Genomic DNA, 17,411 nt, shown 5'->3' with positions numbered 1-17,411 from the left:
TTACAGCACCTCCGGCGCGAGCGAGATGATCTTCATGAACTTCTTCTCGCGCAGCTCACGGCCGACCGGGCCGAAGATACGGGTGCCGCGAGGGTCGCCGTCGTTCTTCAGAATGACGGCGGCGTTCTCGTCGAAGCGGATGTACGAGCCGTCCGGACGACGGCGCTCCTTGACGGTGCGAACGATGACCGCCTTGACGACGTCACCCTTCTTCACGTTGCCACCGGGGATCGCGTCCTTGACGGTGGCGACGATGACGTCACCGATGCCCGCGTAGCGGCGACCGGAGCCACCGAGCACACGGATGCAAAGGATTTCCTTCGCACCAGTGTTGTCGGCGACGCGCAGTCGCGACTCCTGCTGGATCACGTCTATCTCCTGTTTGTCTGCCGGTTCCCCGGGAGCCGCTCAGCGGAGCGGCTCCCGGAGCCTGGCGGAACTGTCCTGCGAGGGATGTCCCGCAGGAACCTACTTTTTGGAATTCCCTTGCGGGAATTGCCTACTTGGCCTTCTCGAGGATCTCGACGACGCGCCAGCGCTTCGTCGCGGACAGCGGCCGGGTCTCCATGAGGAGGACGCGGTCGCCGACACCCGCGGCGTTCTGCTCGTCGTGCGCCTTGAGCTTGTTCGTACGGCGGATGACCTTGCCGTACAGCGCGTGCTTGACGCGGTCCTCGACGGCGACGACGACGGTCTTGTCCATCTTGTCGCTGACGACGAGACCCTCACGGGTCTTGCGGAAGCCGCGGGCCTCTGCGTTCTCAGTCACGTTCTTCTCGCTCATCAGGCGTTCTCCACCGTTTCGATGCCCAGCTCACGCTCGCGCATCAGGGTGTAGATCCGCGCGATGTCCTTGCGGACCGCCTTCAGACGGCCGTGGTTCTCGAGCTGGCCCGTCGCCGCCTGGAAGCGGAGGTTGAACAGCTCTTCCTTGGCCTCGCGGAGCTTCGCCAGAAGCTCCTCGTTGCCCAGCTCGCGCAGCTCGGACGCCTTGGTACCGGCCGACATCACGCTTCACCTGCCTCGCGCTTGACGATCCGGCACTTCATCGGCAGCTTGTGGGCTGCACGAGTGAGAGCCTCACGCGCAATCTTCTCGTTCGGGTAGGACAGCTCGAACATCACCCGGCCCGGGTGAACGTTCGCGATCCACCACTCCGGCGAACCCTTACCGGAACCCATGCGGGTCTCGGCAGGCTTCTTCGTGAGCGGGCGGTCCGGGTAGATGTTGATCCAGACCTTGCCGCCACGCTTGATGTGGCGGGTCATCGCGATACGGGCCGCCTCGATCTGGCGGTTGGTCACGTACGCCGGCGTGAGGGCCTGAATGCCGTACTCGCCGAACGCGACCGTCGTACCGCCCTTGGCCTGACCACGGCGCTTCGGGTGGTGCTGCTTGCGGTGCTTGACCCTACGGGGGATCAGCATGTCGGTCAGGCCTCCGTTCCGGTGCTCTCAGCCGGAGCCTCGGCCTTCGGAGCCTCGGCCTTGGGGGCCTCGGCGCCGGCAGCCTGCTGCGGCTTGCGACCGCGCCGCTCGCCACCGCGGCCACCACGGGCCGGGCGGTCGGAGCCGCCACCGCGGGCCGGGCGGTTACCCGCACGGGCGGCAGCGTTCTCGGCGCGGACCTCGGCGATGTTCTTGACGTCGCCCTTGTAGATCCAGACCTTCACACCGATGCGGCCGAAGGTCGTCTTGGCCTCGAAGAAGCCGTAGTCCACGTTCGCGCGGAGCGTGTGCAGGGGCACACGGCCCTCGCGGTAGAACTCCGAGCGGGACATCTCGGCGCCACCGAGGCGGCCACCGCACTGGATCTTGATGCCCTTGGCGCCGGCCTTCATCGCCGACTGCATGCTCTTACGCATGGCGCGGCGGAAGGAGACGCGGGAGGAGAGCTGCTCGGCAACGGCCTGGGCAACCAGCTGAGCGTCGGTCTCGGGGTTCTTGACCTCGAGGATGTTCAGCTGGACCTGCTTGCCCGTGAGCTTCTCGAGGTCACCGCGGATGCGGTCGGCCTCGGCGCCACGGCGGCCGATGACGATGCCCGGACGAGCGGTGTGGATGTCCACCCGCACGCGGTCACGGGTGCGCTCGATCTCAACCTTCGAGATACCGGCGCGCTCCATGCCGGACGTCATCATCCGACGGATGGCGACGTCTTCCTTGACGTAGTCCTTGTACAGCTTGTCGGCGTACCAACGCGACTTGAAGTCGGTCGTGACACCGAGCCGGAACCCATGCGGGTTAACCTTCTGGCCCATTACCGGGTTCCTTCCTTGCTGCTGACGACCACGGTGATGTGGCTGGTCCGCTTGCGGATCCGGTAGGCACGGCCCTGGGCGCGCGGCCGGAACCGCTTCAGGGTCGGGCCCTCGTCGACGTACGCCTCGGAGATGAAGAGGCTGTCGGCGTCGGTGTGGTCGTAGTTGTGCGCGGCGTTGGCGATGGCGCTGTCGAGCACCTTGCCGACCGGCGCGGAGGCTGCCTGCGGAGCGAATCGCAGAACAGCCTGAGCCTCCGTGGCGTCCATGCCACGGATCAGGTCCACCACGCGGCGGGCCTTCATGGGCGTGACGCGGATGTACCGCGCCTGGGCCCTGGCTTCCATGGTTGTCCCTCTCAGTTACTTACGTGTCTGAATGCGATCCGCTACTAGCGGCGCTTCGACTTCCGGTCGTCCTTGACGTGACCCCGGAAGGTGCGCGTCGGCGAGAACTCGCCGAGCTTGTGACCGACCATCGACTCGGTGACGAACACCGGGATGTGGGTCTTGCCGTTGTGCACCGCGAGGGTGTGGCCCAGCATGGCCGGGACGATCATCGAGCGGCGGGACCAGGTCTTGATGACGTTCTTGGTGCCGGCTTCGTTCTGGGCGTCCACCTTCTTGATCAGGTGGTCGTCGACGAAGGGCCCCTTCTTCAGGCTACGAGGCATCTCAACCCGTCCTTAGCGCTTCTTGTTCGTCTTGCGGCGGCGGACGATGTACTTGTTCGACGCCTTCTTGGGCGAACGAGTACGGCCTTCCTTCTTGCCCCACGGGGACACAGGGTGGCGACCACCGGAGGTCCGGCCCTCACCACCACCGTGCGGGTGGTCAACCGGGTTCATCACGACACCACGGACGGTCGGGCGAACGCCCAGCCACCGCTTACGGCCGGCCTTACCCCAGTTGATGTTGCTCTGCTCGGCGTTGCCGACCTCACCGACGGTGGCGCGGCAGCGGACGTCGACGAGACGGATCTCGCCGGACGGCATGCGCAGGTGGGCGTAGGCGCCCTCCTTCGCGAGCAGCTGCACGGAGGCACCGGCGGAGCGGGCGAACTTGGCACCGCCACCGGGACGGAGCTCGATCGCGTGGATCGTGGTACCGACCGGGATGTTGCGGAGGGCCAGGTTGTTGCCCGGCTTGATGTCGGCCCCGGGACCGTTCTCGACGCGGTCACCCTGCTGCAGGTTGCGCGGGGCGAGGATGTAGCGCTTCTCGCCGTCGGCGTAGTGCAGCAGCGCGATGCGCGCGGTGCGGTTGGGGTCGTACTCGATGTGCGCGACCTTCGCCGGCACGCCGTCCTTGTCGTGACGACGGAAGTCGATCACTCGGTAGGCGCGCTTGTGTCCGCCACCCTGGTGGCGAACGGTCACACGACCGGCGTTGTTACGGCCGCCCTTGCTGTGCAGGGGGCGGACCAGCGACTTCTCCGGCGTGGACCGCGTGACCTCGACGAAGTCGGCGACGCTGGCGCCACGACGGCCCGGCGTAGTCGGCTTGTACTTGCGGATTCCCATTTCTCAGTCCTCGTCCGATATCGGACGATCCGGACCGCCCTTAGGCGGTCGGACCGCCGAAGATGTCGATACGGTCGCCCTCGGCGAGGGTCACGATCGCGCGCTTGGTGCCGGCACGCTGGCCGAAGCCGCTCTTCGTGCGCTTGCGCTTGCCCTGGCGGTTGATCGTGTTGACCCCGGTGACCTTGACGTCGAAGACCGCCTGGACGGCCTGCTTGATCTGGGTCTTGTTGGCGTTCGGGTCGACGATGAACGTGTACTTGTTCTCGTCCAGGAGCGCGTAGCTCTTCTCCGAGACGACCGGCTTCAGCAGGACGTCACGGGGGTCCGTGTACGACTTGCTCAGCGGGGTCTCGACGGTGTTCTTGCCCTCGGTGGCGTGGCGACGCGCCTTGGCGACGCGCGCGGCCTTGGCGGCCTTGGCGGCCTTCGAGGCGATAGCGGGGTGACGGATAGCCATCAGGCCTCGCTCCCTTCGGTGTCATTGGCCTTCGGGCCGGACACGAAGGACTCGAAAGCGGCCTGGGTGAAGACCACGTCGTCCGAGACGAGAACGTCGTACGTGTTCAGCTGGCCCGGCTCCAGGATGTGGACCTGGGGCAGGTTGCGGGCGGACAGCCACGCGGCCTCGTCGGCGCGGTCGACGACCAGGAGCAGGTTCTTGCGCTCCGAGATCTTGCCGAACAGCGACTTGGCGGCCTTGGTGCTGGGGGTCGCGCCCTCGACCACGCCGGAGACGACGTGGATGCGGTTGTGACGCGCCCGGTCGGTGAGGGCGTGGCGCAGGGCCGCGGCCTTCATCTTCTTCGGGGTGCGCTGCGAGTAGTCACGCGGCTGCGGGCCGTGGACGACGCCACCGCCGGCGAACTGCGGCGCGCGGGTCGAGCCCTGACGGGCGCGGCCGGTGCCCTTCTGGCGGTACGGCTTCTTGCCGCCACCACGGACCTCGCCACGGGTCTTGGTCTTGTGCGTGCCCTGGCGGGCAGCGGCCAGCTGTGCGACGACGACCTGGTGAAGCAGCGGAACGCTGATCTTCTCTACGTCGAAGATCTCCGCGGGGAGCTCGACGGTACCGGCCTTGTCGCCCGCCGGCGAAAGGATGTCAACAGTGCTCATCGGTTACCTCAGGCCCCCTTGGCCGCGGTGCGGACCAGGACGAGGCCGCCGTTCGGACCGGGAACCGCGCCCTTGATGAGCAGCAGACCCTTCTCCGCGTCAACGGCGTGGACGGTCAGGTTCTGGGTGGTGACGCGCTCGTTGCCCATGCGACCCGCCATGCGGACGCCCTTGAACACACGGCCCGGGGTGGCGCAGCCACCGATGGAACCGGGGGAGCGGTGCTTGCGCTGAACGCCGTGACCGGCGCCGAGGCCCTTGAAGTTGTGACGCTTCATGACACCGGCGAAGCCCTTGCCCTTGCTCTTGCCGGTCACGTCCACCTTGACGCCGGCCTCGAAGATCTCAGCGGAGATCTCCTGGCCCAGCGTGTACTCGGAGGCGTCCGCGGTGCGGATCTCGACGAGGTGACGGCGGGGGGTGACGTCGGCCTTGGCGAAGTGGCCCTTGAGGGGCTTGTTCACCTTGCGAGGGTCGATCTCGCCGAAGGCGATCTGGACCGACTCGTAGCCGTCGACATCGTTCGTACGGACCTGGGTGACGACGTTGGGGCCGGCCTTGACGACGGTGACCGGAACGATGCGGTTGTTCTCGTCCCACACCTGCGTCATGCCGAGCTTCTCGCCCAGGATGCCCTTGATCTGCTTAGCCATTCTCAGCCCACCAGCCTCAGAGCTTGATCTCGATGTCGACACCGGCCGGGAGGTCGAGTCGCATCAGAGAGTCAACGGTCTTGGGGGTCGGGTCGAGAATGTCGATCAGGCGCTTGTGCGTGCGCATCTCGAAGTGCTCGCGCGAGTCCTTGTACTTGTGCGGCGACTTGATGACGCAGTACACGTTCTTCTCAGTGGGCAGCGGCACCGGGCCCGCGACCGACGCACCAGTGCGGGTCACCGTCTCGACGATCTTCTTCGCCGAGGAGTCGATGACCTCGTGGTCGTAGGCCTTGAGCCGGATGCGGATCTTCTGTCCCGCCATGGCTACTCAGTAGTCCTGTCTCTGTTAACGCTCTGGAACCAGGTGTTCCTTGTGCTGTTCTCCGACCCACGCGGTCGGGTGTGTCGCGCTCCCGCTGACACAGATGCCCCTTGTTCGAACATCCCTGCGGGGAATGCGACGGCCCTTCCGGAACCGCGGACCGGGGACCAAAGGTCCACCGGGTGCCTGGCCGGTGCCGCGCTGACACTTCCCGGAAGATTCCCGTACGTCCGCCCCAGTGCTGCCCGAGGGCAGTTAGGACGACGAGTACTGTGGGACTCGCTTCCGGTCCTCCCGGCGGGAGGCGCGCAGCATCAACACTCGACCGAGCAACTCGGACAGTCTGCCATATGGGGCAGGGGCCTGGCCAATCGAGCCGGAGAGAATACCCCGAAGGTGACGCAGGTCAAACCGCGGACCCGCCCGCGGCCCGCGCTGCGGCGAGCCGGCGGCGGTGGCGGCTACGCCGTACGGCGGTCACCAGGACGATGGCCGTGACCGCGGCGAGCGCGGCGAGGAAGCAGCCGATCCCCGCGGCGATGCCGCCGATCGTCGCCCCCACCCGGGGCCTGTCCCCCAGCGCGAACTCGGCCGGCCGCTCCGAGGTGCAGGTGAGCGCGTAGTCACCGGTGCTGCCGGTCCGCACCTCGAAGACGCGGTCCCAGGAGCGGGACCCGAGGGTGACGCGGAAGGTGCTGTCCGGCCGGGTGATCGACCCGGACCCCAGCTCCGGGATCCGGCACTCGACGTGCCCCGGCCCGGCCTGGGAGACGTAGATCGCCTTGGTCTCGCCCCGGACGAAGCCGAACGTGCGCGTGCCACCACTGGAGAAGCTCCGGGCCGTGTCGACCGAGTGCATCGTGTCTTTCACCGTCGTCACGATGGACGCGATACCGGCACCGACCAGGACGAGCCCCAGCAGCGCGCCCACGACGTACCAGACGCGCCGCGGCCGCAGGTCCCTGGCCGGGATGTCCCGCAGGGGCGGAGGTGGGCCGCCGTACGGCGGCCCCCAGGGGTACGGATCAGCCACGGGCCGCGTACGGGAGGAACTCGGTCCAGGCGGTGGGGACGACGGCGAGTTGCGGGCCCTCGGTGTACTTGGAGTCGCGGATGTGGATGGTGGTGGGGGTGGGGGCGACTTCGACGCAGTCGTTGCCGTTACTGCTGTCGCTGTAGCTGCTCTTGGACCAGGCGAGAGCCACCTCGACACAGTCGCTTGGTTCGCTGCTGTCGCTGTAGCTGCTCTTGAACCAGTGGAGTTCGGCGGTGCTCATAGTCTCCCCAGCGCTCGCTCGATGAAGATCTGCGACTCCCTCGGCGTGAGAGCCTGCGCCCGGATCATGCCATAGCGCAGCTCAAGGATCCGGAGATCCTTGGGGTCTGAGATCGGGCGGCCGTTCAACACGCCGCTGGAACGTCCGATCGCCGTGCCGTCGGCAAACTTCAGCACCTGGATCAGGCCCGCGGCTCCAGCGTTCTCCTCCCGGTCGGTCGGCATGACCTGGAGCGTGACGTTCCTCAACTGCGCCACCTCCAAGAGGTGTTCGAGCTGTCGGCGCAGCACCATCTTCCCACCGTAGGGGCGTTCGAGCGTCACCTGTTCCTGGACGAAGCTGAGTGTCGGGGCGGGTTCCCGCTCGAAGACGGCCTTTCGAGCCATGCGTGCGGCGGTTGCCTGCTCCACGGCGTCTTCACTGAGCGCGGGCTGCCTCGTCCCGAACAGCGTTCGCGCGTACTCCGGCGTCTGCAGCAGGCCATGGATGTTGTGGCTGCCGTACAGCAGCATCTCCACGGCCCGTCCCTCCAAGTCGGCCAGCTCGCGAATCTTCTTCGGATACCGAGCCTTCTTCATGTCCTCCATGAACGCCCTCAGATGGCCCTGTGCCTTCAGGAGGCGGTCCGCCTTGTCCAGGAACTCCGGGCGGGGAATCCGCGCGCCCCGCTCGATCTTGCGGATCATGTCCTCGCCGTACCCCATGGCCTCGGCCAGCTCGGACACCGTCAGCCCCGCCGCCTCCCGGCACACCCGCAGCAGGCGCCCCACCGCCTGGACCACGGGCTCGATCTCGTCGCCCGGCTCGACGTCCCAGCCCGCCTCGTCCACACCCTCGCCCATCGCTCCTCCTTCGCCGCCCAGTCGTACCCGTACAACGCCCGAGACAGCCGAGACAGCCGAGACAAAGCGGGGACAGTCACCGTACGTGCAGGCGTAGTCACTCCCCTCACCGAAGCAGGTTCCGCCACGCTCGGTGACGTGAATCGAGAAATGACTGCCCCTGAAAACCAACTCAGCGGCAGCGTCCCCAACTTCAGCGTCCGCCTGTCCCCCACGCCACGCGGCGCCCGTCTCGCCCGGCTGCTCACCGAGCAGCAACTCCGCACCTGGGGGCTGCCGTTGGAGAAGGCCACGCACATCGTCGCCGAGCTGGCCGCCAACGCCGCCACCCACGGGCGTGTGCCGGGCCGTGACTTCCAGTTGCTGCTGTACATCGTCGGCGGGACGCTGCGTATCGAGGTCACGGACACGCGAGGTGACCGCCTGCCCCGGCTCCAGGCGCCGACCACGGCCGGCGAATCGGGTCGCGGACTCATCCTCGTGGAGGCCCTCGCCGACCGCTGGGGCGTCGCAGAGGGACGGCACCCGCGCAAGACCGTCTGGGCCGAGCTCTCGTTCCCCAGCGGCCCCTGAAACGCCGAAGAGGCCCGTACGACCGAAGTCGTACGGGCCTCTCGTCAGGTCAGAGACCTTCAGGTCGGATGACCCTCAAGCAAGCGGAACTTACTTGTTGATCTTGGTGACCTGGCCGGCGCCCACGGTGCGACCACCCTCACGGATGGCGAACTTCAGGCCCTCCTCCATGGCGACCGGCTGGATCAGCTCGACCGACATCTCGGTGTTGTCGCCCGGCATGACCATCTCGGTGCCCTCGGGGAGGGTCACAACGCCCGTCACGTCCGTCGTACGGAAGTAGAACTGCGGACGGTAGTTGTTGAAGAACGGCGTGTGGCGGCCACCCTCGTCCTTGGAGAGGATGTAGGCCTGCGCCTCGAACGAGGTGTGCGGCGTGACCGAGCCCGGCTTGATGATGACCTGGCCGCGCTCGACGTCCTCGCGCTTGATGCCACGGAGCAGCAGACCGACGTTCTCACCGGCCTGGCCCTCGTCGAGCAGCTTGCGGAACATCTCGATGCCGGTGACCGTGGTGGTGGTCTTCTCGGTCTTGATGCCGATGATGTCGACGGTCTCGTTGACCTTGAGGACACCACGCTCGATACGACCGGTGACGACGGTGCCACGACCGGTGATCGTGAAGACGTCCTCGATCGGCATCAGGAACGGCTTGTCGACGTCACGCTCGGGCTGCGGGATCGACTCGTCGACAGCCTTCATGAGCTCGAGCACGGACTGGGTCCACTCGGCGTCGCCCTCGAGCGCCTTCAGCGCGGAGACCTTGACGACCGGGACGTCGTCGCCCGGGAACTCGTACTCGGAGAGGAGCTCACGGACCTCGAGCTCGACGAGCTCCAGGATCTCCTCGTCGTCCACCATGTCGGCCTTGTTCAGGGCGACGACGATGTACGGAACGCCGACCTGGCGGGCCAGGAGCACGTGCTCCTTGGTCTGCGGCATCGGGCCGTCGGTGGCGGCGACCACGAGGATCGCGCCGTCCATCTGCGCGGCACCGGTGATCATGTTCTTGATGTAGTCCGCGTGACCCGGGCAGTCGACGTGGGCGTAGTGACGCGCCTCGGTCTGGTACTCGACGTGCGCGATGGAGATGGTGATACCGCGCTGACGCTCTTCGGGCGCCTTGTCGATGTTGTCGAACGCGGTGGCCTCGTTCAGGTCCGGGTACGCGTCGTGCAGCACCTTGGTAATGGCGGCCGTGAGGGTCGTCTTACCGTGGTCGATGTGACCGATGGTGCCGATGTTGACGTGCGGCTTAGTCCGCTCGAACTTCGCCTTCGCCACTGGGGTCCTCCTGTGGAGTGGTTCTGTACGCCTTGGTTCGTCGGCGCCAGGTGATCTTTGCTGTTAGGTCCCGGGCCTCGGGTCATTCACCCACAAACGCGGATGAATGACCCGTGAGGCTCCGGAGTCAAGCCTACGGCGTGTGAACGCGGTGCGTTACTCGCCCTTGGCCTTCGCGATGATCTCCTCGGCGACGTTCCGGGGAACCTCGGCGTAGGAGTCGAACTGCATCGAGTAGCTTGCGCGACCCGACGTCTTGCTACGGAGGTCGCCGACGTAGCCGAACATCTCCGACAGGGGCACGAGGCCCTTCACGACGCGGGCACCAGCCCGCTCCTCCATGGCCTGGATCTGGCCACGGCGGGAGTTGATGTCGCCGATGACCTCACCCATGTAGTCCTCGGGCGTGGTGACCTCGACGGCCATCATCGGCTCAAGGAGCACGGGCGAAGCCTTGCGCGCGGCCTCCTTGAAGGCCTGCGAACCGGCGATCTTGAAGGCGAGCTCGGAGGAGTCGACCTCGTGGTAGGCACCGTCGAGCAGGATCACGCGCACGCCGGTCATCTCGTAACCGGCGAGGATGCCGAACTGCATGGCCTCCTGCGCACCGGCGTCGACCGAAGGGATGTACTCCTTCGGGATGCGGCCACCGGTCACCTTGTTCACGAACTCGTACGAGGCGTCGCCGCCCTCGATGGGCTCGATCGCGATCTGCACCTTGGCGAACTGACCGGTACCACCGGTCTGCTTCTTGTGGGTGTAGTCCACGCGCTCGACGGCCTTGCGGATCGTCTCGCGGTACGCGACCTGCGGCTTGCCGACGTTGGCCTCGACCTTGAACTCACGGCGCATTCGGTCGACCAGCACCTCAAGGTGCAGCTCGCCCATACCACCGATGATGGTCTGGCCGGTCTCCTCGTCCGAGTGGACCTGGAAGGACGGGTCCTCCTCGGCCAGGCGCTGGATCGCGACGCCCAGCTTCTCCTGGTCACCCTTCGACTTGGGCTCGATGGCGACCTGGATGACCGGCGCCGGGAAGTCCATGGACTCCAGGATGACCGGGTTCTTGTCGTCGGACAGCGTCTCACCGGTGGTGGTCTGCTTCAGGCCCATGACGGCGACGATGTCGCCGGCGCCCACCGACTCGATCTCCTCACGCTTGTTGGCGTGCATGCGGTAGATCTTGCCGATGCGCTCCTTCTTGCCCTTCACGGAGTTCAGCACGGCGGTGCCGGACTCCATGCGGCCGGAGTAGATCCGGACGAAGGTGAGCTTGCCGAGGTGCGGGTCGCTCATGATCTTGAACGCCAGCGCCGACAGCGGCTCGTCGTCGGACGGCTTGCGCTTGACGACGACCTCGGGGTCCTTGACGTCGTGGCCCTCGATGGCCTCGATGTCGACCGGGGACGGCAGGTAGCGCACGACCGCGTCGAGCAGGGGCTGGACGCCCTTGTTCTTGAACGCGGTGCCGCAGAACACCGGGGTCACGGTGGTGCCGGTGCCCTTGCCGGACGCGATGGTGATACGACGGATCGCGGCGTACAGCTGCTCCACGGTGGGCTCGGTGCCCTCCAGGTACAGCTCCATGATCTCTTCGTCGTTCTCGGCCACGGCCTCCAGCAGCTTGCCGCGGTACTCCTCGGCAGCCTCGGTGTGCGTGTCCGGGATGTCGACGGTGTCGTACATCTCGCCCTTGGTGGCCTCGGCGGACCAGACCAGGGCCTTCATCGTCACGAGGTCGATGACGCCCTTGAAGTCGGCCTCGGCACCGATCGGGAGCTGCATGACGATCGGCTGCGCGCCCAGGCGGTCCGAGATCATGTCCACGCAGCGGTGGAACTCGGCGCCCGTGCGGTCGAGCTTGTTGACGAAGCAGATACGCGGAACGCCGTAACGGTCCGCCTGACGCCACACCGTCTCGGACTGGGGCTCCACGCCGGCGACGCCGTCGAACACCGTCACGGCACCGTCGAGCACGCGCAGGGAGCGCTCCACCTCGACGGTGAAGTCGACGTGACCCGGGGTGTCGATGATGTTGATCGTGTGGTCGACGTCCTCGAGCGGCCAGTGGCAGGTGGTGGCAGCAGAGGTGATCGTGATGCCACGCTCCTGCTCCTGCTCCATCCAGTCCATGGTGGCAGCGCCGTCGTGGACCTCACCGATCTTGTACGACACACCGGTGTAGAACAGGATCCGCTCGGTGGTGGTCGTCTTGCCCGCGTCGATGTGGGCCATGATCCCGATGTTGCGGACCTTGGCCAGGTCAAGTGAAGTGGTAGCCATATCGGCTCAGTCTTCTCTCGGTCTCGATGTGGGTAGCGACTACCAGCGGTAGTGCGCGAAGGCCTTGTTGGACTCGGCCATCTTGTGGGTGTCCTCGCGCTTCTTCACAGCGGCACCAAGGCCGTTGGAGGCGTCGAGAAGCTCGTTGAGCAGACGCTCGGTCATGGTCTTCTCGCGACGGGCGCGGGAGTAACCGACCAGCCAGCGCAGCGCGAGCGTGTTGGCGCGACCGGGCTTGACCTCGATCGGAACCTGGTACGTCGCACCACCGACACGGCGGGACTTGACCTCGAGGGTCGGCTTGATGTTCTCCAGCGCGCGCTTCAGCGTGATGACCGGGTCGTTGCTGGTCTTCTCGCGCAGGCCCTCCATGGCGCCGTACACGATGCGCTCGGCGGTGGAGCGCTTGCCGTTCAGCAGCACCTTGTTGATCAGCGACGTGACAAGAGGAGAACCGTAGACCGGGTCGATGATGACCGGGCGCTTCGGGGCGGGGCCCTTACGAGGCATTCTTACTTCTCCTTCTTGGCGCCGTAGCGGCTGCGGGCCTGCTTGCGGTTCTTGACACCCTGAGTGTCGAGCGAGCCGCGGATGATCTTGTAGCGAACACCGGGCAGGTCCTTCACACGGCCACCACGCACGAGCACGATGGAGTGCTCCTGCAGGTTGTGTCCCTCACCCGGAATGTAGGCCGTGACCTCGATCCCGCTGGTCAGACGCACACGCGCGACCTTACGCAGGGCCGAGTTCGGCTTCTTCGGGGTGGTCGTGAACACACGCGTGCAGACGCCACGACGCTGAGGGGAACCCTCGAGTGCGGGCGTCTTGTTCTTCTCGACCTTGTCCTGCCGGCCCTTACGGACCAGCTGCTGGATCGTAGGCACTACTTCTCCGGTTTCTGTGTGCCGAATGTGAAGCTAACCTGGAACGTCGCCGACCCACGCGGTCGGGTGTGTCGAATCCGGCGGACTCCCGCCGCAAGGCGAAAACAGCACAGATTACGGTGGCCGCTCGCGGCTCGCCATGCGGTTTGAAGGCACGCACGCGAGCCAGGGCACACCCCAGGCACAAGGTCTGAGCGTACCTACCTCACGGACTTCGGTCAAAACAAATGGAGCGTGCCCCGACACGCCGGACTTGTCCCGGTTCCCCGCACCGCGTTCCCACTGCTTCCGATGAACCCTGCCGTTCCGTCCCCGCGCGGCCCGTCGCTTCTGTACGTTGAGCGGTCCTGTCGGCCTGTGGGGACGAGGATCGATGACGGGGGACACACCGCACGCCTTACCGCGGCACACACCTGCCGCGGCACCGGACGAGACATCGGCGGACGACGGTCTCGACGACCGGGTGCCGTTCCTGGCCCGCCTGGAGAAGGCCGACCGGGCCACGCTGCTCGCCCTCGGCCATGAGCTGGACTTCGCGCCCCGGGACGTGCTCCTGCGCCAGTCGGAGCCGTCCTCGCACGTGCTGTTCGTCGTCCAGGGCTGGACGAAGGTCACGGCGGCGGCCGCGAGCGGCTACGAGGCGCTGCTCGCCCTGCGCGGGCCCGGCGACATCATCGGCGAGTCGGCGGCGCTGACCGGCCGGACCCGCTCGGCCACCGTGACCGCGCTGGAACAGGTGCGCGCCGTGGCCGTCCAGCGTGAGCGCTTCACCGAGTTCCTGGCCGACTCCCCCGCCGTGTCCTTCGCCCTGCTCGGCCTCACCTCGGACCGCACCCGCGCCGCCGACCGGCGGCGTCTGGAGTTCGCCTCCATGAACGTCAAGGAGCGGTTCGCCACCCTGCTGCTCGACCTCGCCCGCACCCACGGCCGGCGCACCGCCGAGGGCGTCGAGCTCTCGGTACCGCTGAGCAAACAGGAGCTCGCGGGCTCGGTGGGTGCCTCCCGCGAGGCGGTGCAGCGGCTGCTGAAGGAGCTGCGGGAGCGGGACGTGGTCCGCACCGGCCGCCGGGCGCTGGTGATCGTACGGCCGGATGTGCTGCGCAGGATCGCGCGGGCCCAGCCGCCGCAGTGAGGGACGCGACCGTCCGTTCTGTGCACACGGTCACAGTCCGAATGGTTCATCCGTCCTCACGTCCCTCCGACCCCCCGCGCCACGCTTCTGTCGGCGGCGCGGCCCGACCCCGTACGGAATTCACCGAGAGGCGCTCATGAACGACCCCGTGAGCCGGACGATGCTCCTGCTCGACATCGAGAGGTACAGCGACCGGGACGACGTGGAGCAGGCGTATCTGCGACGCGTTCTCTACAACATCGCCGACCGGGCCCTGGAACAGGCCGGCATCGACGAGACACAGCGGCAGCGGGCCGACCGCGGCGACTCCGTCATGGAGCTGATCGACGCGGGTGCCCCGGTCACGGCACTGCTGCGAGCCCTGCTCACCGAGGTGCCGGCGCAGCTGCACGGCTACAACCGGCTGGCGTCGAATTCGGCCCAGATCCGGCTGCGGGGCGTGGTCGCCACCGGGTACGTGGCCGTCGACGACCACGGCGGCTGGGTCGGCTCGGACCTCAACCACGCCTGCCGACTGCTCGACGCCCCGCTGCTGCGGGCCGCGCTGCGGGAGCGGACCGACGGTTTCGCGCTGTGCGTGTCGGAGAGCGTGCACGCGGGGATCGTGCGCCACGACCACCCCGGCATCCGGGCCGACACCTTCCACCCCGTGACCCTGACCAGCAAGAACGGACCGCTGCGGGCCTGGCTCCACGGCCCGGCACCGCACGGCACCACGAACCACGGTGACACGGGGGCGGGGGAAACCCCGGTGCCGGGCACGTCGGGGGACGTCCCGGCACCGGGGTCACCGCCCACGACACCGGCCGCTGTGACGACACCGACCGCCGAGACGACACCGGCCGGGGAGCCGGCGCAGGCCGAGCAGGCGGCCGCGCCCGGATCACCCGCGCCGGCCACGCAGGCCGCGGCGCCCGGCGGTGGTGCCGTGTTCAATTTCGGCAGTGGCTCGATCCACGTCGGCGGCAGCCTCGTGGGTGGTGACCAGCACGGCGTGTCCGGCGGCCAGGTCACCGGCGACGTACACCTGGGTGGCGGAACGGTCGGTGAGGAGGCATGACGGCCGCGGCGGGGGCCGAGCCCGCACCCGACGGCGGTGCGCCCGGCGGTGGTGCCGCCCAGCAGCCGCCGCCCGGCCAGTCCGCACAGGGACAGGCGCCCGGCGCGGATCCGCTGTCCGACGGCGGCATGGAGGCGGAGGGCGCCCAGGAGGCACGCGCCGCCCAGCGCGAACTGGTCGCGCACACCCCGGGCTTCTTCCTCGGCGACGAGACCCGCTTCGGCGGCAGCCTGGTCGGCGGTGCCCAGCACGGCGTGTCCGGCGGCCAGGTCCGCGGCGACGTCTACCTGGGCGGCCGGACCGAGCACCACTACCACGGCCCCCAGGGCGGCACGCCCGAGACCTCCGGCGAGATACCCCGCGAGCGGATCGAGGAGCTGGCCGCCGTCTTCGCCGACGGGCCCGCCTTCGCCGCCGCGCTGGAGCGGTTACGCGAGGAACGGGTGCTGGTCCTCTCCGGCGCCCACGCCACCGGCCGCAACACCGCCGCCCTCATGCTGCTGCACCGGCTGGGTGTCCCGGCCGTCCACGCGCTGAGCCCCGAGACCCCGCCAGCCGCGCTGAGCGGCACACTCACCCAGCCCGGCGGCTACGTCCTGCGCGACCTGCCGCTCAGCCGCAACCGGCCGCTGCGCGACACCCATCTGTTCGCCGCCCGCGACCAGCTCGTCAAGGCCGACGGCTACCTCGTCGTCACCGTCGAGAACTCCCCCCATCTGCCCGGCGTCACCCCCTGCCCATGGACCGCGCCGCCCGCCGAGGACGTCGTACGGGCCCTGCTCGCCCGGCGCAGACCCGCTGACGCCGAGGCCCTGCTCGCTCTCGCACCGGTGACCGGCTTCCTCGCCGACGCCGACCGCCGTCCGGCCGAGGCCGCCGCGTTCGCCGAGGCGCTCGCGGCGTACGACGGCAGCCCGCACGCGCTGGCCCGGCTCGCGGACTTCGGGCAGGCCGCCGTGGAGAAGCAGTGCCGGGACTGGCTCGGCGATCCGGAGACCGGGCTGCGGGACAAGGCCTTCCTCATCTCGCTGGCCGTCTTCGACCAGGCGCCCTACGTCCTGGCCGCCGAACTCGCCGACAAGCTGTTCGTCCACTTCGAGCGCCTGCAGCACCCCGACACACCGCCGACCATCCCGGTGTTCGGGCCGACGGCGAAGGACCGCCTCGTGCTTGCCCGGGCCGAGGGGGAGATCCGGCAGGAACAGACCGACTGGGGTCCCGTTCCGCAGTTCATGGCCGCCTTCTGCGACGAGCGCACCCCCCAGGTGCTGCTCACCGAGGTGTGGACCAGCCACCCCTCGGCCCGGCCGGCCCTGGTCGAGTGGCTGAGACAACTCGCCCGCGACGGCCGCCCCCTGGTCCGCACCCGCGCCGCCGCGGCCGCCGCGCTGCTCGGCGCCGCCGACCTGCCCTCCACGATGGCACTGCTCGTCGACGGATGGGCGACCGCACGCGCCGTCGGCCCGCGCGTCACCGCCGCCAACACCCTCACCCTGGCCCAGGTCCTCGGCGGGCCGGTCGTACTGCGGCTGCTCACCCAGTGGTGCAACGACGGTCAGTGGGGGCGGCGTTGGACCGCCATCCGCGCCTTCGGCCTGCTCGCCCCGCTCCGCCCCGACCTGGCCGGGCCGGCCCTCGACGCACTGGCCTCCCGGGCCCGGGTCGCCGCCAGCAGCCAGGCCGAACAGAACAACCTCACCGAGTCCGCCGCCCTGCTGCTGTCCGCCGGCCAGCGCCGCGGCGAGGTGCTCGCCGAGTTCGTACGGCTGCTGTACCGGGACACCCCGGCGGTCCGCGACCTCGCCCTGGCCGCCTTCGCCCGTGCCTGCGACAACGACGAGGACGGCTCGCTCGTCGGCTGGTACGCCGAGACCGGCATGTACCAGGAGGACACCGCCCGCGACATGGCCACCCTGTGGCGCACCGCGCTGGGCGACCGCACCCACACCCGCGCGGCGCTGACCGCCCTGCGGACCTGGATCCATGTCGCCGCCCGCCGCACGGACGCGCAACGGGCCCTGGAACTGCTGCTGCCCGCGCTGATCGTCACCGCCGAGGACCGCAAGCGACTCGACCACGAACTGCGCACCATGCGCGCCGAGGACGGCAGTCCCCGCCCGCCGCTGGCGCAGCGCCTGCTCGCCGTGGTCCATCCGGCCGCGGCCTCGCACTGAACCACCCCAGGAACAAGAGGAGTTGC

The 17,411-nt window shown here is 68.3% G+C and carries 23 protein-coding genes; 4 read left to right on the top strand and 19 right to left on the bottom strand.

What is annotated here, in order from left to right; translation table 11 throughout:
- The 15 genes from rplN to IE277_RS36975 form a co-directional block, all read right to left on the bottom strand.
- Complete coding sequence (gene rplN / locus IE277_RS37045; RefSeq protein ID WP_003998823.1) at positions 1-369, bottom strand: 50S ribosomal protein L14; 369 nt, start codon at positions 367-369, stop codon at positions 1-3.
- Positions 370-499: 130 nt separating this feature from the next.
- The gene (gene rpsQ, locus IE277_RS37040; RefSeq protein WP_018543912.1) at positions 500-784 is read right to left on the bottom strand and encodes a 30S ribosomal protein S17; all 285 of its coding nucleotides are present in this window, start codon (positions 782-784) and stop codon (positions 500-502) included.
- The gene (gene rpmC / locus IE277_RS37035) at positions 784-1,008 is read right to left on the bottom strand and encodes a 50S ribosomal protein L29 (RefSeq protein WP_007494763.1); all 225 of its coding nucleotides are present in this window, start codon (positions 1,006-1,008) and stop codon (positions 784-786) included. Before rpmC ends, rpsQ begins: the two co-directional genes overlap by 1 nt.
- Positions 1,008-1,427 carry a 50S ribosomal protein L16 gene (gene rplP, locus IE277_RS37030; RefSeq protein ID WP_004927269.1) on the bottom strand — a complete coding sequence of 140 codons (420 nt, stop codon included), beginning with the start codon at positions 1,425-1,427 and terminating at the stop codon, positions 1,008-1,010. The genes rpmC and rplP overlap by 1 nt, the downstream gene beginning before the upstream one ends.
- A 5-nt stretch (positions 1,428-1,432) precedes the next feature.
- Positions 1,433-2,260, bottom strand: a complete 828-nt coding sequence (rpsC, locus tag IE277_RS37025) for a 30S ribosomal protein S3 (protein ID WP_189958137.1) — start codon at positions 2,258-2,260, stop codon at positions 1,433-1,435.
- Complete coding sequence (gene rplV, locus IE277_RS37020; protein ID WP_189958136.1) at positions 2,260-2,607, bottom strand: 50S ribosomal protein L22; 348 nt, start codon at positions 2,605-2,607, stop codon at positions 2,260-2,262. Before rplV ends, rpsC begins: the two co-directional genes overlap by 1 nt.
- A gap of 44 nt (positions 2,608-2,651) precedes the next feature.
- Entirely contained in the window at positions 2,652-2,933 is a 282-nt protein-coding gene (rpsS, locus tag IE277_RS37015) for a 30S ribosomal protein S19 (protein ID WP_003992359.1), read from the bottom strand.
- Between the two features lie 12 nt (positions 2,934-2,945).
- Positions 2,946-3,782, bottom strand: a complete 837-nt coding sequence (gene rplB / locus IE277_RS37010; protein WP_018543909.1) for a 50S ribosomal protein L2 — start codon at positions 3,780-3,782, stop codon at positions 2,946-2,948.
- Between the two features lie 40 nt (positions 3,783-3,822).
- On the bottom strand, positions 3,823-4,242 hold the full coding sequence (gene rplW, locus IE277_RS37005) for a 50S ribosomal protein L23 (protein WP_189958135.1): 420 nt from the start codon (positions 4,240-4,242) through the stop codon (positions 3,823-3,825).
- On the bottom strand, positions 4,242-4,898 hold the full coding sequence (gene rplD / locus IE277_RS37000) for a 50S ribosomal protein L4 (protein WP_189958134.1): 657 nt from the start codon (positions 4,896-4,898) through the stop codon (positions 4,242-4,244). The genes rplW and rplD overlap by 1 nt, the downstream gene beginning before the upstream one ends.
- Positions 4,899-4,906: 8 nt before the next feature.
- Complete coding sequence (gene rplC, locus IE277_RS36995; protein WP_189958133.1) at positions 4,907-5,551, bottom strand: 50S ribosomal protein L3; 645 nt, start codon at positions 5,549-5,551, stop codon at positions 4,907-4,909.
- Between the two features lie 16 nt (positions 5,552-5,567).
- The gene (gene rpsJ / locus IE277_RS36990) at positions 5,568-5,876 is read right to left on the bottom strand and encodes a 30S ribosomal protein S10 (protein WP_003948644.1); all 309 of its coding nucleotides are present in this window, start codon (positions 5,874-5,876) and stop codon (positions 5,568-5,570) included.
- Positions 5,877-6,282: 406 nt separating this feature from the next.
- Positions 6,283-6,909: a serine/arginine repetitive matrix protein 2 gene (locus tag IE277_RS36985; protein WP_189958132.1), complete on the bottom strand. Its 627-nt coding sequence runs from the start codon at positions 6,907-6,909 to the stop codon at positions 6,283-6,285.
- Entirely contained in the window at positions 6,902-7,153 is a 252-nt protein-coding gene (locus tag IE277_RS36980; protein WP_189958131.1) for a DUF397 domain-containing protein, read from the bottom strand. Before IE277_RS36980 ends, IE277_RS36985 begins: the two co-directional genes overlap by 8 nt.
- Positions 7,150-7,995, bottom strand: coding sequence for a helix-turn-helix domain-containing protein (locus IE277_RS36975; protein ID WP_189958130.1), 846 nt, complete (start codon positions 7,993-7,995; stop codon positions 7,150-7,152). The genes IE277_RS36980 and IE277_RS36975 overlap by 4 nt, the downstream gene beginning before the upstream one ends.
- A 150-nt stretch (positions 7,996-8,145) precedes the next feature.
- Between IE277_RS36975 and IE277_RS36970 the strand changes: the two genes are divergently transcribed.
- Positions 8,146-8,568 (top strand): ATP-binding protein, encoded by a 423-nt coding sequence (locus IE277_RS36970; RefSeq protein WP_189958129.1) that lies wholly within the window; start codon positions 8,146-8,148, stop codon positions 8,566-8,568.
- Between the two features lie 90 nt (positions 8,569-8,658).
- Here IE277_RS36970 and tuf read toward each other — a convergent pair whose 3' ends face one another.
- The 4 genes from tuf to rpsL form a co-directional block, all read right to left on the bottom strand.
- On the bottom strand, positions 8,659-9,852 hold the full coding sequence (tuf, locus tag IE277_RS36965) for an elongation factor Tu (RefSeq protein WP_189958128.1): 1,194 nt from the start codon (positions 9,850-9,852) through the stop codon (positions 8,659-8,661).
- Between the two features lie 156 nt (positions 9,853-10,008).
- Positions 10,009-12,135 carry an elongation factor G gene (gene fusA / locus IE277_RS36960; RefSeq protein WP_189958127.1) on the bottom strand — a complete coding sequence of 709 codons (2,127 nt, stop codon included), beginning with the start codon at positions 12,133-12,135 and terminating at the stop codon, positions 10,009-10,011.
- Between the two features lie 39 nt (positions 12,136-12,174).
- Entirely contained in the window at positions 12,175-12,645 is a 471-nt protein-coding gene (gene rpsG, locus IE277_RS36955) for a 30S ribosomal protein S7 (protein WP_005481264.1), read from the bottom strand.
- A gap of 2 nt (positions 12,646-12,647) precedes the next feature.
- Positions 12,648-13,019, bottom strand: a complete 372-nt coding sequence (rpsL, locus tag IE277_RS36950) for a 30S ribosomal protein S12 (protein WP_003948652.1) — start codon at positions 13,017-13,019, stop codon at positions 12,648-12,650.
- Between the two features lie 373 nt (positions 13,020-13,392).
- Here rpsL and IE277_RS36945 point away from each other — a divergent pair, with 373 nt between their 5' ends.
- The 3 genes from IE277_RS36945 to IE277_RS36935 all read left to right on the top strand — a co-directional run bounded on the left by IE277_RS36945 (position 13,393) and on the right by IE277_RS36935 (position 17,385).
- On the top strand, positions 13,393-14,151 hold the full coding sequence (locus IE277_RS36945; protein ID WP_189958126.1) for a Crp/Fnr family transcriptional regulator: 759 nt from the start codon (positions 13,393-13,395) through the stop codon (positions 14,149-14,151).
- Between the two features lie 136 nt (positions 14,152-14,287).
- Positions 14,288-15,211 carry a hypothetical protein gene (locus IE277_RS36940; RefSeq protein WP_189958125.1) on the top strand — a complete coding sequence of 308 codons (924 nt, stop codon included), beginning with the start codon at positions 14,288-14,290 and terminating at the stop codon, positions 15,209-15,211.
- A complete protein-coding gene (locus IE277_RS36935; protein WP_189958124.1) occupies positions 15,208-17,385 on the top strand; it encodes a hypothetical protein in 2,178 nt (725 codons plus the stop codon). The genes IE277_RS36940 and IE277_RS36935 overlap by 4 nt, the downstream gene beginning before the upstream one ends.
- Positions 17,386-17,411 lie beyond the last annotated feature (26 nt).

The organism is Streptomyces alanosinicus (assembly GCF_014650595.1).
Lineage (GTDB): Bacteria > Actinomycetota > Actinomycetes > Streptomycetales > Streptomycetaceae > Streptomyces > Streptomyces alanosinicus.
Note: the sequence above shows the minus strand (reverse complement) of the source record. Positions and strands in the feature narration are given on the sequence as shown.

Bases quoted from the DNA above. Each gene is read 5' to 3' on its own strand.
- rpsQ (WP_018543912.1), bottom strand. From the start codon at position 784: ATGAGCGAGAAGAACGTGACTGAGAACGCAGAGGCCCGCGGCTTCCGC.
- rpmC (WP_007494763.1), bottom strand. From the start codon at position 1,008: ATGTCGGCCGGTACCAAGGCGTCCGAGCTGCGCGAGCTGGGCAACGAG.
- rplP (WP_004927269.1), bottom strand. From the start codon at position 1,427: ATGCTGATCCCCCGTAGGGTCAAGCACCGCAAGCAGCACCACCCGAAG.
- rpsC (WP_189958137.1), bottom strand. From the start codon at position 2,260: ATGGGCCAGAAGGTTAACCCGCATGGGTTCCGGCTCGGTGTCACGACC.
- rplV (WP_189958136.1), bottom strand. From the start codon at position 2,607: ATGGAAGCCAGGGCCCAGGCGCGGTACATCCGCGTCACGCCCATGAAG.
- rpsS (WP_003992359.1), bottom strand. From the start codon at position 2,933: ATGCCTCGTAGCCTGAAGAAGGGGCCCTTCGTCGACGACCACCTGATC.
- rplB (WP_018543909.1), bottom strand. From the start codon at position 3,782: ATGGGAATCCGCAAGTACAAGCCGACTACGCCGGGCCGTCGTGGCGCC.
- rplW (WP_189958135.1), bottom strand. From the start codon at position 4,242: ATGGCTATCCGTCACCCCGCTATCGCCTCGAAGGCCGCCAAGGCCGCC.
- rplD (WP_189958134.1), bottom strand. From the start codon at position 4,898: ATGAGCACTGTTGACATCCTTTCGCCGGCGGGCGACAAGGCCGGTACC.
- rplC (WP_189958133.1), bottom strand. From the start codon at position 5,551: ATGGCTAAGCAGATCAAGGGCATCCTGGGCGAGAAGCTCGGCATGACG.
- rpsJ (WP_003948644.1), bottom strand. From the start codon at position 5,876: ATGGCGGGACAGAAGATCCGCATCCGGCTCAAGGCCTACGACCACGAG.
- IE277_RS36980 (WP_189958131.1), bottom strand. From the start codon at position 7,153: ATGAGCACCGCCGAACTCCACTGGTTCAAGAGCAGCTACAGCGACAGC.
- IE277_RS36975 (WP_189958130.1), bottom strand. From the start codon at position 7,995: ATGGGCGAGGGTGTGGACGAGGCGGGCTGGGACGTCGAGCCGGGCGAC.
- IE277_RS36970 (WP_189958129.1), top strand. From the start codon at position 8,146: ATGACTGCCCCTGAAAACCAACTCAGCGGCAGCGTCCCCAACTTCAGC.
- fusA (WP_189958127.1), bottom strand. From the start codon at position 12,135: ATGGCTACCACTTCACTTGACCTGGCCAAGGTCCGCAACATCGGGATC.
- rpsG (WP_005481264.1), bottom strand. From the start codon at position 12,645: ATGCCTCGTAAGGGCCCCGCCCCGAAGCGCCCGGTCATCATCGACCCG.
- IE277_RS36945 (WP_189958126.1), top strand. From the start codon at position 13,393: ATGACGGGGGACACACCGCACGCCTTACCGCGGCACACACCTGCCGCG.
- IE277_RS36940 (WP_189958125.1), top strand. From the start codon at position 14,288: ATGAACGACCCCGTGAGCCGGACGATGCTCCTGCTCGACATCGAGAGG.
- IE277_RS36935 (WP_189958124.1), top strand. From the start codon at position 15,208: ATGACGGCCGCGGCGGGGGCCGAGCCCGCACCCGACGGCGGTGCGCCC.